General features: G+C 67.5%; 13 protein-coding genes. 8 read left to right on the plus strand and 5 right to left on the minus strand.

Annotated features, from left to right (window positions below; all coding sequences use genetic code 11):
* Window positions 1–62 precede the first annotated feature (62 nt).
* From EAO27_RS17720 to EAO27_RS17730, 3 genes are read left to right on the plus strand one after another with little or no spacing between them, the layout of a single operon-like run.
* Window positions 63–1,004: an alpha-E domain-containing protein gene (locus EAO27_RS17720; RefSeq protein WP_242772584.1), complete on the plus strand. Its 942-nt coding sequence runs from the start codon at window positions 63–65 to the stop codon at window positions 1,002–1,004.
* An 8-nt stretch (window positions 1,005–1,012) separates the two neighbouring features.
* Window positions 1,013–1,816, plus strand: coding sequence for a transglutaminase family protein (locus EAO27_RS17725; RefSeq protein WP_242772587.1), 804 nt, complete (start codon window positions 1,013–1,015; stop codon window positions 1,814–1,816).
* A gap of 34 nt (window positions 1,817–1,850) precedes the next feature.
* A complete protein-coding gene (locus tag EAO27_RS17730) occupies window positions 1,851–2,582 on the plus strand; it encodes a peptidase (protein ID WP_242772590.1) in 732 nt (243 codons plus the stop codon).
* 23 nt (window positions 2,583–2,605) lie between these two features.
* Here the strand turns inward: EAO27_RS17730 and EAO27_RS17735 are convergent, their stop codons facing one another.
* Entirely contained in the window at window positions 2,606–3,850 is a 1,245-nt protein-coding gene (locus EAO27_RS17735; RefSeq protein ID WP_242772593.1) for an MFS transporter, read from the minus strand.
* Between the two features lie 90 nt (window positions 3,851–3,940).
* Here EAO27_RS17735 and EAO27_RS17740 point away from each other — a divergent pair, with 90 nt between their 5' ends.
* Complete coding sequence (locus tag EAO27_RS17740; RefSeq protein ID WP_242772596.1) at window positions 3,941–4,708, plus strand: helix-turn-helix transcriptional regulator; 768 nt, start codon at window positions 3,941–3,943, stop codon at window positions 4,706–4,708.
* A gap of 358 nt (window positions 4,709–5,066) precedes the next feature.
* Here EAO27_RS17740 and EAO27_RS17745 read toward each other — a convergent pair whose 3' ends face one another.
* The gene (locus tag EAO27_RS17745; RefSeq protein ID WP_242772599.1) at window positions 5,067–5,993 is read right to left on the minus strand and encodes a glutaminase; all 927 of its coding nucleotides are present in this window, start codon (window positions 5,991–5,993) and stop codon (window positions 5,067–5,069) included.
* 127 nt (window positions 5,994–6,120) lie between these two features.
* Here EAO27_RS17745 and EAO27_RS17750 point away from each other — a divergent pair, with 127 nt between their 5' ends.
* From EAO27_RS17750 to EAO27_RS17765, 4 genes are all read left to right on the plus strand, one after another.
* The gene (locus EAO27_RS17750) at window positions 6,121–7,863 is read left to right on the plus strand and encodes a diguanylate cyclase (RefSeq protein WP_242772602.1); all 1,743 of its coding nucleotides are present in this window, start codon (window positions 6,121–6,123) and stop codon (window positions 7,861–7,863) included.
* Between the two features lie 323 nt (window positions 7,864–8,186).
* A complete protein-coding gene (locus tag EAO27_RS17755; protein WP_242772605.1) occupies window positions 8,187–8,660 on the plus strand; it encodes a VOC family protein in 474 nt (157 codons plus the stop codon).
* The gene (locus EAO27_RS17760; RefSeq protein WP_242772622.1) at window positions 8,657–8,983 is read left to right on the plus strand and encodes a metalloregulator ArsR/SmtB family transcription factor; all 327 of its coding nucleotides are present in this window, start codon (window positions 8,657–8,659) and stop codon (window positions 8,981–8,983) included. The genes EAO27_RS17755 and EAO27_RS17760 overlap by 4 nt, the downstream gene beginning before the upstream one ends.
* Window positions 8,980–9,447: an SRPBCC domain-containing protein gene (locus EAO27_RS17765; RefSeq protein WP_242772625.1), complete on the plus strand. Its 468-nt coding sequence runs from the start codon at window positions 8,980–8,982 to the stop codon at window positions 9,445–9,447. The genes EAO27_RS17760 and EAO27_RS17765 overlap by 4 nt, the downstream gene beginning before the upstream one ends.
* A gap of 31 nt (window positions 9,448–9,478) precedes the next feature.
* Here EAO27_RS17765 and holA read toward each other — a convergent pair whose 3' ends face one another.
* The 3 genes from holA to leuS all read right to left on the minus strand — a co-directional run bounded on the left by holA (window position 9,479) and on the right by leuS (window position 13,719).
* Window positions 9,479–10,510, minus strand: coding sequence for a DNA polymerase III subunit delta (holA, locus tag EAO27_RS17770; RefSeq protein WP_242772629.1), 1,032 nt, complete (start codon window positions 10,508–10,510; stop codon window positions 9,479–9,481).
* Window positions 10,507–11,049 (minus strand): LPS assembly lipoprotein LptE, encoded by a 543-nt coding sequence (lptE, locus tag EAO27_RS17775; protein ID WP_242772632.1) that lies wholly within the window; start codon window positions 11,047–11,049, stop codon window positions 10,507–10,509. The genes holA and lptE overlap by 4 nt, the downstream gene beginning before the upstream one ends.
* A gap of 120 nt (window positions 11,050–11,169) precedes the next feature.
* A complete protein-coding gene (gene leuS, locus EAO27_RS17780; RefSeq protein WP_242772635.1) occupies window positions 11,170–13,719 on the minus strand; it encodes a leucine--tRNA ligase in 2,550 nt (849 codons plus the stop codon).
* Window positions 13,720–13,746: the final 27 nt, after the last annotated feature.

Here is a 13,746-nt window from a genome sequence, read left to right on the forward strand (position 1 = left end):
TCCTGGATTGCCGCGTCGCCTTCGGCTCCTCGCAATGACGAAGTCCTTGGGGAGGCGCGCCCATGCTAGGCAAGACCGCCGGCTCGCTTTACTGGATGGCGCGCTACCTCGAACGCAGCGAGAATAATGCGCGGCTGATCGAGGCGGGGTTCCGCATCGCGCTGACGCGTTCGAACACCGCGCCGGCCGAGTGGCGATCGGTGCTGGTGACCGCGGGATCGGACTGGCGGTTCCGGCAGGCGCACGATGCGTATCACTCGGCGCGCGTCGTCGATTTCCTGCTGCGCGATCCCGCCAATCCGTCGAGCATCCTCTCGGTCGTCAAGCAGGCGCGCGACAATGCCCGGACGGCGCGCACCTACCTCACCCGCGAGGTGTGGGAGGCGGTCAACACGAGCTGGATGACGCTGAGCGGCCTGCTCAAGCGGCAGGTGCGCGAGGACGACCTGCCCGACGTGCTGTCGGCGATCCGCCAGCAGAGCGCGCAGGTGCGCGGCGCCTTCACCGGGACGATGCTGCGCAACGACGGCTATAATTTCGCGCGGCTGGGCACCTTCCTCGAACGCGCCGACAACACCGCGCGCATCCTCGACGTCAAATATTTCCTGCTGCTGCCCTCGGTCGCGCATATCGGCGGGTCGATCGACAATGTGCAGTGGGAAACGATCCTGCGCTCGGTGTCCGCACACCGCGCCTATCGCTGGCTCTACGGGACCGAGATCAGCGCGCTCAAGATCGCCGAATTCCTGATCCTCTACAAACAGATGCCGCGCAGCCTTGCCTTTTGCTGCGACAATATGCGCGAAAATCTCGACTGGCTGCAGCGCGGTTATGGCGAGGAGACCGCGGCGGGACGGATGGCTGCCGCGATCTGCGACGACCGGCTGTCGCGCCCGATCCAGGCGATCTTCGACGGCGGGCTGCACGAATATATCACCGATTTTCTTCGCGCCAACGCCGCGCTCGCGCAGCAGATCGAGCGCGATTACCGTTTCGTGGAATAGGGGCCGCCATGCGTCTGCGCGTCGAGCACACCACCCGCTATCATTATGACGCTCCCGTCGCCTATGCGCTCCAGCAGGTCCGACTGACGCCGAAGGAACGACCGGGGCAGCAGCTGATCCACCACTGGGACATCGCGGTCGAGGGCGGCGAGCGCCAGCTTCACTACACCGACCATCACGGCAACGGCGTCGATCTGGTCGCGGTGCACGGCGGCGCCGACGAACTGGTCATCCGCTGCACCGGCGAGGTCGAGCTGGTGACGTGGGACGGGGTGATCGGCCCGCACCGCGGCGCGATGCCGCTGTGGACCTTTCTGCGCCCGACGCTGCTGACGCGCGCCGGGCGCGGGGTGCGTGCGCTGGTCGCCGAGCTGGGGCGCGACTTCGCCTCCGACATCGAGCGCGCGCATGCGCTGTCGGCGGCGATCATCGGCCGGCTCGCCTATCGCATCGGCGTCACCGATGCCGAGACGACCGCCGAACAGGCGCTCGGCGGCGACGGCGGCGTGTGCCAGGACCATGCGCATATCTTCATCGCCGCGATGCGCCACCTCGGTCATCCGGCGCGCTATGTCTCGGGCTATCTGATGATGAACGACCGGACGCACCAGGACGCGACGCACGCGTGGGCGGAGGCGCATTTCGAGCATATCGGCTGGATCGGCTTCGACGTCAGCAACGGCCACTCGCCCGACCAGCGCTATATCCGGGTCGCGACCGGGCTCGATTATCGCGACGCCGCCCCGGTTCGCGGCATGCGCTATGGTGCGGCGCAGGAAAATCTGGTTGTCCAATTGCAGGTCCAGCAATAAGCGGACGGCATTCGGGGCGGAGAAACGGGATCTGATGACCTATTGCGTCGGCATGCGTTTGAACAAGGGGCTGGTGTTCATGTCGGACACGCGCACCAACGCGGGCGTCGACGACATTTCGCAGGTCCGCAAGATGCGCAGCTGGCACCTGCCGGGCGAGCGCGTCATCACCTTGATGTCGGCGGGCAATCTGGCGACGACGCAGGCGGTGGTCAGCCTGCTCGACGAACGCACCAAGGCGCCCGAGGACCGGCACCCGTCGATCCTCGCCGCGCCGTCGATGTTCGCGGTGGCGACGATCGTCGGCGAGACGCTGCGCCAGATCGTGATGCGCCACAGCCCCGAGGGCCCCGCCGCCGAATCGCTGTTTCGCGCCTCGCTGATCGTCGGCGGCCAGATCAGGGGCTCCGAACCGCGGCTGTTCCTGATCTATCCCGAGGGCAATTTCATCGAGGCGGGCGAGGACAATCCCTTCTTCCAGATCGGCGAGACCAAATATGGGCGGCCGATCATCGTGCGCTCCTACGACCCCGCGATGTCGTTCGAGGATGCGGTGAAACTGCTCTGCGTCTCGTTCGATTCGACGATCCGCGCCAACGCCGGGGTCGACCTGCCGATCGACCTCAAGATCCACGAACGCGACGATTTCGTGAGCGTGCGCGAACGCCGCTTCGAGCGCAACGACCCCTATTTCGAAAGCGTGTCCGACGGCTGGGCCGAGGCGCTGGGAGTCGCGCTGGCGGAACTGCCCGACTTTCATTTCTAGTCGGGGCCGGGCTGGGCCGACGGTCAGGCGGTCCGGCGCGGCGGCGGGGCGCCGGGAAGCAGGATCGTCGCGAGCCCGAGCAGCGGCAGCCAGGCGCAGAACTCATACACCCACACGATACCGTGGATGTCCGCCAGCTGCCCGAGGCCGGCCGCGCCGATCCCGCTGATCCCGAACATCAGGCCGAACATCAGCCCCGACACGAGGCCGACGCGTCCCGGGACCATCTCCTGCGCATAGACGACGAGCGCGGCGAACGCCGATGACATGATCAGGCCGATCGAAATCGCGAAGACCGCGGTCCAGAACAGGTTGGCGTGCGGCAGGATCATCGCGAACGGCGCGACCCCCAGGAAGGATGTCCAGATGACCGCCTTTCGGCCGATCCGGTCGCCCACCGGACCGCCGGCAAAGGTTCCGGCGGCGACCGCGGCGAGGAAGCAGAAAAGATAGAACTGGGATTCGCGCACGCTAAGGTCGAAGCGCTCGATGAGGTAGAAGGTGAAATAGTTGGTGAACGCGCCGATATAGATGAATTTCGCGAACATCAGGATGCCGATCGCCGACAGGGCGCGGACGATTTCGCGGCGGCTGTACGGTGAAACCTCCGCCGGGCCCCTGGCGACCGGCTGCGCTGCGGCCTCCCTGATGCGCCAGCGGGTCACCGCGAACAGCACCCAGATCGCCGCGATGGCGGCAAAAGCGAGCCAGCCGACGGCGGTCTGGCCGAAGGGCAGGATGATCGCCGAGGCGACGATCGGACCGAGCGCCGAACCCGTGTTGCCGCCGACCTGAAACGCCGACTGGGCGGTACCGAAGCGCCCGCCCGACGCCATGCGCGCGACGCGCGAAGCTTCGGGGTGGAAGGTTGCCGACCCCACGCCGATGACGGCCGATGCGAGGATCAGCGCCGGATAGCTGGTTGCCATCGCGAGCCCGCCGATGCCGACCAGCGTGACGAACATTCCGAGCGGCAGCAGATAGGGCAGCGGGCGCTTGTCGGTATAAAGGCCCACCCACGGCTGGAGCAGCGATGCCGTGAACTGGTAGATCAGCGCGATCCAGCCGATCTCGCCGAAGCTCAGATGATATTTGTCCTTGAGCATCGGATAGATGGCGGGAAGCACGGCCTGGATCAGGTCGTTGAGGAGATGCGCGAAGGCGACCGCGCCGACGATCTGCACGACCAGCTTCGGTCCCTCCTGCCGCGGCGCGGCAACGGGAGCGAGATCGGGAGATGCAGGCAGGCGGGCGGTGGTGTCGGTCATCGCGGGGGCTTTCAAAAATGTCCGGCGCGCCTATCAGCCCCATCCCTTTCCCGCTTTGTTGTATGAGCCAATCTTTTCTGCGAATGGGACATGATGGATTTTTACCCCGACGCGAATGATCATGTCGCGCGCCCGCTGGTCGCGATCGGCCACGACTATCCCGATTCCTACGAGCTTGCCGAACATCGCCATCGCCGCAGCCAGTTTCTCTACGCCGCGACGGGCGTGATGGCGGTGAGCACGCCTAACGGAGCGTGGGTCGCCCCGCCCGAACGCGCGGTCTGGATTCCCGCCGGCACGCCGCATTCGGTCCGCATGGTCGGTGCGGTGCAAACGCGCAGCGTCCTTGTCGAACCCGGTGAATGCGCGGGGCGGGGCGGCGAATGCCAGGTCGTCGGCGTCTCGTCGCTGTTGCGCCAGCTGCTCGGTGCCGCGGCCGAGGTGCCGCCCGAATATGAGGTTGCGGGGCGCGACGGACTGGTCATGCGGCTGCTGATGGCGGAAATCGAGCGCGCGCCGTCGATCCCCCTCGCGGTGCCCTTTCCGACGCACGCGGCGCTCGCCCGGCGGTGCCACGAATTTCTGGAACGGCCGAGCGCGGCGACGACGATCGACGAATGGGCGGGCGCGATGGCGATCAACCGGCGCAGCTTCACGCGGCTCTTCCGCCGCGAAACGGGGATGAGCTTCGCCGAATGGCGCCAGCAGGCCTGTCTGTCGGCGGCGCTGCCCAAGCTGGCCGCGGGCGAGGCGATCACCTCGATCGCCTACGACCTCGGTTACGACGGCCCCGGCAATTTCTCGACGATGTTCAAGCGGATCCTGGGGGTCGCGCCGAGCCGGTATCTGAAACCCTAGGCGCCGGCATGGCGCAGGGGGGAAACGACCGGTTGCGGACAGATATCCTTATCCTCCCTGTGGCGAAGCCATGGGGAGGTGGCAGCGCGCAGCGCTGACGGAGGGGCGAGCTCCATCACCCGCTGCGCGGGCGGTCCCCCTCCCCGTCGCTGCGCGACGCGGGGAACAGAAGAAAACAGCCGGTTGCGGGCAGGCACAGGCTTGCCGACAGCAACGACGACGTGGTGCACCGACGCCGGCGAGATTGAAATTTCGCACGAAGACACAAGGATCACGCCCCATCGTCCTCGAAGAGCGCTCGCCAAGGCCACCAGGTGCCCGCTCACCCCCGAGCCGGCGCCCCCGCGCACCGCCCCACTCAATCGAACACCGACCACCCCGCCGCATAGGCGAAATGCTCGAGCGCGATCGCGCCGACCAGCGAGGTCCCGGCGTCGTCGAGCCCCGGCGACCAGACCGCGATCGATCCCTGCCCCGGCGCGATGCACAGGATGCCGCCGCCGACCCCGCTCTTGCCCGGCAGGCCGACGCGAAAGGCGAATTCGCCCGAATTGTCGTAATGGCCGCACAGCATCATGATCGCGTTGATGCGCCGCGCGCGATGCGCCTCGACGAGCTGTTCGCCGGTCAGCGGGTCGCGCCCCGCCATCGCGAGGAACAGGCCCGCGCGCGCGAGTTGCCGGCAGCTCATCGCGATCGCGCATTGCCGGAAATAGACGCCGAGCGCGGTTTCGACGGGGTGACGGAGGGTCCCGAACGCATCCATGAAATGCGCAAGGCTGCGGTTGCGCGCGCCGGTTTGCGATTCGGACAGCGCGACGTCGAGGTCGATGCCGACCCCGTCGTCGCCGGCGCGGGCACGGACGAAGTCGAGGATTTCCTGCGTCACGACATCGGCGTCGCGCCCGTCGATCAACCGGTCGGTGGTGGCGATCGCCCCCGCGTTGATCAGCGGGTTGCGCGGAATGCCCGCTTCGCTCTCCAGCTGGACGATCGAGTTGAACGCGCTGCCCGACGGTTCGCGGCCGACGCTGTCCCACAGGCCGGTGCCGACGCGGCGCAGTGCGAGCGCCAGCGTGAAGACCTTCGACACCGACTGGATCGAAAAGGGCATGTCGGCGTCGCCCGCGACATGGAGCGTGCCGTCGGGGAGCGCGAGCGCCATGCCGAAGCGCATCGGATCGACCCGCGCCAGCGCCGGGATATAGTCGGCGACCTTGCCCTTCCCGCGATGCGGCAGGGCGATGTCATAGGCTTCGGCCAGGCAGCGGGCGAGGTCGGGCATGCGCCCGATCTATCGCAGGATCGCCGGCGGATGAAGCCCCGATGCCGCTTGCGCCCGGACGTCCGGCACCGCATGCGCCGCGATCATGCTTAACCCCATCATAATTTTTGTCCGCCACGGCGGCGCGATGCCATGGACGTTCCTCCGCACTGCAGCTCTGGCGGCGATCCTGACCCTGCTGGTCGTGGCGCCCTTTGGCTCGGCGTCCGCGCACGCGTCGGCACCGCCCCGGATCGACAGCCTGTGCTGGGCAACGGCATCGCTGTCGCAGCCGTCGGCGCGAATCGCGACGTCGCGGCTGGCGTGGCGCTGCGGCGACCGGCGCCATTCGATTGCCGCCGAACGGGTGCTGCTGCGGTTCGATCTCGGCGCCGGCGACCCGCCGCCGCGCTATCTGTTCGCGCGCCGCGCCGCACTCGAGGCGGCCCACGTCCTCGCGATCGATGCCGACGGCGTCGTGCGCCGCACGAGCGCGCCCGCGCGCGCGCTGCTCAACGCCCGCGACGGCGGATATTTCAAGCTGCCGCTGCCGGCGGTCACGCCGCACACGCGCCAGATCATCGTCGCGTTCGACCGGCCCAGCCACACGATGACGCTCAAACGCGCCTGGCTCGCCGCGGACGACCCCGGCGCCGGGCCGGTTCCGACCCGCGCGCTGCTCCTCCTCGCCGGGCTGAGCGGCATGTTGCTGATGCCGCTCATCTTCAACGCCGCCTTCTATCGCATCCTGCGCGAGCCTTTCGTGCTCTGGCATTCGGCGCTGACCGTCTCGCTGATGCTCACCGTCCTCGTCTCGTCGGACCTGTCGGCGCCGCTGCTCGGCTTGCCGGTGATGACGCTCAGCTGGATGACGACGCTCGTCTTCGGCCTGTCGGTCGCCTCGGGGGCGATGTTCACCTACAGCTTCGTCGAACCCGGCCAGCTGCACCCCCGCCTGCGGCGCGCCCTGCCCTATTGCGCCGCCGCCGCGGTGGCGCTGAGCGCGTTCCACGCCGCCTTTCCGTTCGTGGCGCGCCCCATCCAGTCGACCGTCTACACCGCAGCCTTCGCGCCGATTCTCGCGCTCTTCATCTGGTCGATGGCCGACGCGCTCCGGCGCGGCAGCCGGGCGGCCAAATATCAGGCGATCGGATGGGCACCGATGGTCGTCGTCGGACTGATCCGGCTGGTGACCGGGCTTTCGCCCGCGCTGGTCAGCCACGATGCGATGCTGCTCTTCTATCTGGGCTGCGTGTTCGAAGTCCTGTCGACCGCGATGGGGGTTGCCGACCGCTTCATGACGCTCAAGGACCAGCGCGACCGCGCGCAGACCGAGGCCGAACTGCTCGACCGTCTGGCCCGATGCGATCCGCTGACCGGCCTGTCGAACCGGCGCGCGCTGGAGGAAGATTATCCCGAGGCGCGCGCGCAGGGTTTCGGCGCGCTTGCCGTCCTCGACCTCGATCATTTCAAGGCGATCAACGACGCCCATGGCCACGGGGTCGGCGACGCCGTGCTCAAGGCGACCGCAAAAGCGCTCCAGCCCGACGCCGATGTTCGGGCGTTCCGGCTCGGCGGCGAGGAATTCGTGCTCCTGCTGCGCGGCGATGATCCCGGCGAGCAGGCCGAACGCCGGCGACAGGCGATCCCCGCCATCGTCGCCCAGGCGGTGCCCGGCCTTTCGGGTCCGGTCACCGCAAGCATGGGGGTCGTCGCGCTGTCGCCCGACACCCCGGCCGACGGCGGCTTCAACGCGTCGTTCGAACGCGCCGACACATTGCTCTACGACGCCAAATTGGCGGGCCGCAATCGCGCCCGCTCCGACATGTCCGGCAGCGCGCACCGCACCGTCGCGGACAGCGCCGCCGCCTGGAGCGTTGCGGCCCGCTGAGCCTGGCCGACACCCCGCAAAATACGGTAAAAACGGAAGGCTCCTATCCCGATCGCATCCGTCTTGGCCATTGCGAGCGAAGCGAAGCCATCTCGCCATGATGACAAGGGGGCCACCGATGCCAGGGGGATGAGCGCCGATCGCGAATCGGGCGTAGCGGTTCTGATTCCATCGAAACCGGACACACGCGGGTGGCTTTCACGAACCGCGTGCCGATCCCGCCCGCCGCTGTTCGGCGATGCCGCATCCTCAGATATATATATTTTCATTTTTACGAAAATATTATAGATTGGAGAAATCAAATCCGACTCGGGAGACAGGATATGGTCGAAGCATCGCGCCCCAAGGGGCTTGCCAGCGCGGTCAGCTATCAGGACAGCAAGGCGGCGTTCCGCTGGCTGGAACGGGCGTTCGGATTCGACCCCCTGTTCGTGCTGCTCGACGAAGCCGGCGACCTCGCGCACAGCGAGATGGGCTACGGCGACAGCGTCGTCATGATCGGCAATGAATGGTCGGACGACCACAGAAGCCCCAAATCGATCGGCGGCAAGAACACCCAGTCGGTGCATGTCCAGCTCGCGGCGGGAGAGGATATCGACGCGCACTGCGAAACGGCGCGCGCCGCGGGCGCCGACATCATCGCCGAACCGGCAACGCAATTCTACGGCGACCGCACCTATCGCGCCCGGGATCCCGAGGGACATATCTGGACCTTCGGGGTCACGGTCGAAGCCCGCACCGCCGCCGAATGGGATGCCGAGGGCGGCTTTACCACGCAGACGCGGCTCGACGATTGAACGCGGCGATCGACCGCACGCTCGCCGCGCTCGCCGATCCGAAACGGCGGCGCGCGGTCGAACTGCTGGGGCAGCGCCCGCACAGCGCGGGCGAACTGGCGGGCGCGCTCGGGCTGGCGCCGCCCGCGATGAGCCGCCATCTGCGCGCGCTGAAAGCGGGCGGGCTGGTCGAGGACAGCCACCAGGCGTTCGACGCGCGCGTCCGCATCTACCGGCTGCGCGACGGCGCGACCGACGACCTCAAGCGCTGGCTCGCCGAGACCGAGGCGCTGTGGGCCGGGCAGCTCGCCGCCTTCAAGGCGCATGTCGAGCACGGCGGGTGAGCGCCGCGGTGATCGTGGCGCTGCGCGTCGCGGCGTCGCCGGGGCGCGCGTTCGACGTCTTCACGCGCGAAATCGGCACCTGGTGGCAAAGCCACCCGCTGTTCGCGCTGTCGCCGGACGGCGACGGCACGCTGCGCTTTGATCCCGAGGGGCCCGACGGCCGGCTGGTCACGCGCTTCGCCGACGGGTCGGAGTGGGAGATCGGACGGGTCGCGTGCTGGCGGCCGGGCGAACGGCTCGCCTTCGGCTGGCGGCTTCCGAGCTTCGCCGCCGGTCAGGCGACCGCGGTCGATGTCCGCTTCGAGGCGGTCGGCGCCGAAACGCGCGTGACCGTCGAGCATCGCGGCTGGGACGGCATCCCGCGCGGGCACGCCGCACGCCACGGGTTCGACCTGCTGCTGTTCCAGCGCCGGCTGGGCGAACACTGGCGCGCGCGGCTCGCCGCGCTGCGCGGGCACGCCTGATCGCAGCGGCGGCGCCGCACGTCGCGCGCCCTCAGCGCGCGCGCGCCGCCTGGTGCGCGATGTCGGTGATCAGCTTGCGGAACAGGACCGCGCCCGCGGTGCCCGATGCCTTGAGCGCGCGTTCGCAGTCGAGCAAGCGCGTCATCAGGCGCGCGATGCGCACCGAATCCCAGATATGCAACTGCGCGGTCACCGCGTCGCGTTCCTTCCAGAACACCCCGCTGCTCTTCGCCGCGACGACGCTCGCGGGGTGCGCGCCGGCGTCGACCTCGGCGCGCAGCCGCGCGAGTTGCATCGCGCGGATCGCGAGCGCGCGGATCAGCCGGATTTCGGCGACCCCGACCGCCGCCGCCTGCGCGAGCATCGCCGGCAGCTCGCGCACCTTGCCGCCCAGCGCGACGTTGATGCATTCGCTGACATCCTCCTCGTGCGTCGCGGCGCCTAAGGCTGCAATGTCGGCAGCGCTCACCTGCCGCCGCCGATCCACCCCCGCATCGAGATAGAGCGCAACCTTCTCAAGCTCGCGCCGCATCAGTGTCTGGTCGCCCGAGACGAGATCGATCAGCGATTGAGCTTCCGCGTTACCGAGCCTCAGTCCCTGCTCGTCCGCCGCGCTGATCGCAATGCCGATGAGCGCGCGACGATCGGGTTGATAACAAATGGCAGCCACGGCGTGCGGCGAGCCTTCAACGAGTTTGACGAGCTTCGACTTGGCAGTAATCGAAGCGCCGGTTGCAATCACCGGGTTGACCGCAGTGTCGGCGACAAGCAGGGCCTCGACCGCAGCAAGGCAATCGTCACCGCTGCCAGCGATTTCGAGCCGGATTACGCGCGCACTGGCGAAAAGCGACATCGACGCCGCCTCCACAGCAAGTAGCGAGGGGTCCTGCGACAATTGACTATTCGAGAAATCGGCTCGCTCGGCCTCCCTGCCCGCAAGACCGATCAACCGTGCGCCAAGCGTTTCCATCGTCGCATCGTCGGGACCGGTGAGAAGGACGAAACGGACCGCGGGGTCGAGCCGTGTCTGGCGCTCGAGATCGCCAGGCTTGACGGTCTTCACAGCGCCGGTGTGACGGGTGCGTCGGGCGCGCGCGCGCCGCCACGATCCGCGAAAACCGCAATGCGGGCAACGATCTGATCGGCGACGGCCTGCGAAAGACGTTCGAGCGCGGTCGATTCGGCGGCAATCGTCGCGTATTCGCTGCCGACGACATCGATGCCGGCGTCGGAGAAGGCCGTCGCGTCGAGCAACACCTGCCCCGTTGCCGAATCGACAAGCTGGTAGCGCGCGCGCAAGGTGCGGCGTTCGCGCGTCACCGCATCGTCGGCGCGCACACCGAAGCCGGTGATGCTGTCCTCGAGCCGCACGTCGAGCCGCAACCTCTTGCCGGCGCCTTCGCCATTCTGCGCCGCAACAAGCCGGTCGCGCAGCGCGTTGCGCACGAGCCAGCCCTGATGCCCCTCGATCGGCGCAACATCGATGTCGGACAGGATCGTCGCGACCGCCCCATCGCTGCCGCTCGCATAGAGCGGGCGCAAACCGCAGCCGCCGACGAGCAGCGAAGCCGCGACAAGCAAGGAGATGAAAAGGCTACGCATCCATGACCCTCATGCTCCCTATCTCCGTTCGTGTCGAGCGCAGTCGAAACGCGCCGTCCAGCATCGCGGCTTCACTCAACGCGAACGAAAAACAGGAAGGCAGGTTCCGGTCCATCGGCATCAAGGGACGATATTCACCAACCGGTCGGGAACCACGATCACCTTCTTCGGCGGCGCACCGGCGAGCAGTTCGACGATACGCGGACGTGCAAGCGCGGCCGCCTCGATACTCTCCTTATCGCGCCCTTTGGCCAGCGTCATCGTATCGCGCAGCTTGCCCGCGACCTGGATCGCGATAGTCACTTCGTCATCGACGAGCAGAGCGGGATCGGCGGCGGGCCATTCGGCATCGGCGATCATCGCCGTCGTGCGCTGGCCCGCCGGCAGCGCCGCCCAGGCTTCTTCGGCGAGATGCGGCAGCATCGGTGCGACGAGCAGAATCAACGTGCGACATGCCTCGGCGCGCGTTGCCGAAGGCGGCGCCTTCTCGATGTCGTTGGCGAGCGCGTGAATCTTGGCCACCGCCTTGTTGAAGCCCAACGATTCGATATCCGTCGCAATGCCGGCGATCGCCTGATGCAGCTTGCGCGCCAGTGCCTTGTCTTCGCTCCCGTCGCCGACATTCCCGGTTTCGCCGAACAGGCGCCACAGGCGCTGGACGAAGCGCCACGCGCCCTCGATGCCCGCCTCGCTCCACGGCAGGTCGCGCTCGGGCGGGCTGTCGGAGAGCATGAACCAGCGCGCGGCGTCGGCGCCATATTGATCGAGGATGGCGTCGGGATCGACGACATTCTTCTTCGACTTCGACATCTTGATCACGCGGCCGACGGTGACCGGCGCGCCGTCGGCGTCGAGCGTCGCGCCGTCGGCCGAGCGGCTGATCTGGTCGGGGGTGAAATAGAGCGGCGGCAGGCCTTCGCCCTGTTCGCGGCTGTAGGTTTCGTGCGTCACCATGCCCTGCGTGAACAGGCTGGCGAAGGGTTCGACGATGTCGATCATCCCCATCTTGTGCAGCGCGCGCGTCCAGAAGCGCGCGTAGAGCAGGTGAAGGATCGCATGTTCGATGCCGCCGATATATTGATCGACGGGCAGCCAGCGGCGGATCACCTCGGCATCGAAGGGCTTGTCCGACGGAGAGCTGGCGAAGCGCAGGAAATACCAGGACGAATCGACGAAGGTGTCGAGCGTGTCGGTCTCGCGCACCGCTTCGCCGTCGCACGACGGGCAGGCGACGTGCTTCCACGTCGGATGGCGGTCGAGCGGGTTGCCGGGGACTGAGAAATCGGCGTCCTCGGGGAGCACGACGGGAAGCTGGCTCTTGGGCACGGGCAGCAGGCCGCAGGCGTCGCAATGGACGAAGGGGATCGGGGTGCCCCAATAGCGCTGGCGCGAGACGCCCCAGTCGCGCAGGCGCCACACGGTCGTGCCCTTGCCCCAACCCTCATGCTCGGCGCGCGCGATGATCGCAGCCCTGGCCGCGTCGATGGTCATGCCGTCGAGGAAGTGGCTGTTCACCAGCTTGCCGGGGCCGACATAGGCCTCGTCGCCGGTGAAATGCTGCGCGGTCTCGTCGCCATCGGCGATCACCCGGTGGACCGGCAGTTCATATTTGCGTGCAAAGTCGAGGTCGCGCTGGTCGTGCGCGGGGCAACCGAAGATCGCGCCGGTGCCATAGTCCATCAGCACGTAGTTCACGACCCACACCGGCAGGTGCCAGTCGGGATCGAGCGGATGCTCGACCGCAATACCGGTGTCAAAGCCCATCTTCTCGGCGGTATCGAGCTGCTCGGCGGCGGTGCCCTGACGGCGACATTCGGCGATGAACGCCTCGAGTTCTGGCGAATCCTTGGCGAGTTTTTCTGCGAGCGGGTGATCGGGAGAGATCGCCGCGAAGCTCGCGCCGAACAGGGTGTCGGGACGCGTCGTGAAAACGTCAAAGCCCGGCGCGCCGCCGGCGAGCTTGAAGTTGAATTCCAGCCCCTGCGACTTGCCGATCCAGTTCTCCTGCATCAGACGCACCTTGTCGGGCCAGCCGTCGAGGCTGCCTAGCCCTTCGAGCAGGTCGTCGGCAAAGTCGGTGATCTTGAGGAACCACTGCGACAACTTCTTCTTTTCGACGAGCGCACCCGAGCGCCAGCCGCGGCCGTCGATCACCTGTTCGTTCGCGAGCACGGTCATGTCGACCGGGTCCCAGTTGACGTAGCTTTCCTTGCGCGCGACCAGCCCCGCCGCGAACATGTCGAGGAAAAGCGCCTGTTCCTGTCCGTAATAGTCGGGCTCGCACGTTGCGAGTTCGCGGCTCCAGTCGATCGCGAGACCGAGGCGCTTCAACTGGCTGCGCATGGCGGCGATATTGTCGCGCGTCCAGCCGCCGGGGTGCACGCCCTTTTCCATCGCCGCATTCTCGGCGGGCATGCCGAAGGCGTCCCACCCCATCGGATGAAGCACGTCGTGCCCGGTCATCCGCTTGAAGCGCGCGAGCACGTCGCCCATCGCATAGTTGCGAACATGCCCCATGTGGATGCGCCCCGATGGATAGGGGAACATTTCGAGGATATAGGCTTTCGGGCGGCCCTCGGTATCGGAGGTCGCAAAGCTGTTCGCGGCATCCCAGGCCGCCTGCCAGCGGGCGTCGGCAGCCAAGGCGCCAAAGCGCGGTTCGCGGGTCATGTCTTGTTTCCCGTTGATCTGGAGCGG

It is taken from the genome of Sphingopyxis sp. YF1 (assembly GCF_022701295.1).
Classification (GTDB): Bacteria; Pseudomonadota; Alphaproteobacteria; order Sphingomonadales; family Sphingomonadaceae; genus Sphingopyxis.

Bases quoted from the DNA above. Each gene is read 5' to 3' on its own strand.
- EAO27_RS17740 (WP_242772596.1), top strand. From the start codon at position 3,941: ATGATGGATTTTTACCCCGACGCGAATGATCATGTCGCGCGCCCGCTG.
- EAO27_RS17730 (WP_242772590.1), top strand. From the start codon at position 1,851: ATGACCTATTGCGTCGGCATGCGTTTGAACAAGGGGCTGGTGTTCATG.
- EAO27_RS17745 (WP_242772599.1), bottom strand. From the start codon at position 5,993: ATGCCCGACCTCGCCCGCTGCCTGGCCGAAGCCTATGACATCGCCCTG.
- EAO27_RS17755 (WP_242772605.1), top strand. From the start codon at position 8,187: ATGGTCGAAGCATCGCGCCCCAAGGGGCTTGCCAGCGCGGTCAGCTAT.
- lptE (WP_242772632.1), bottom strand. From the start codon at position 11,049: ATGCGTAGCCTTTTCATCTCCTTGCTTGTCGCGGCTTCGCTGCTCGTC.
- leuS (WP_242772635.1), bottom strand. From the start codon at position 13,719: ATGACCCGCGAACCGCGCTTTGGCGCCTTGGCTGCCGACGCCCGCTGG.
- EAO27_RS17735 (WP_242772593.1), bottom strand. From the start codon at position 3,850: ATGACCGACACCACCGCCCGCCTGCCTGCATCTCCCGATCTCGCTCCC.
- EAO27_RS17725 (WP_242772587.1), top strand. From the start codon at position 1,013: ATGCGTCTGCGCGTCGAGCACACCACCCGCTATCATTATGACGCTCCC.
- EAO27_RS17750 (WP_242772602.1), top strand. From the start codon at position 6,121: ATGCCATGGACGTTCCTCCGCACTGCAGCTCTGGCGGCGATCCTGACC.
- EAO27_RS17720 (WP_242772584.1), top strand. From the start codon at position 63: ATGCTAGGCAAGACCGCCGGCTCGCTTTACTGGATGGCGCGCTACCTC.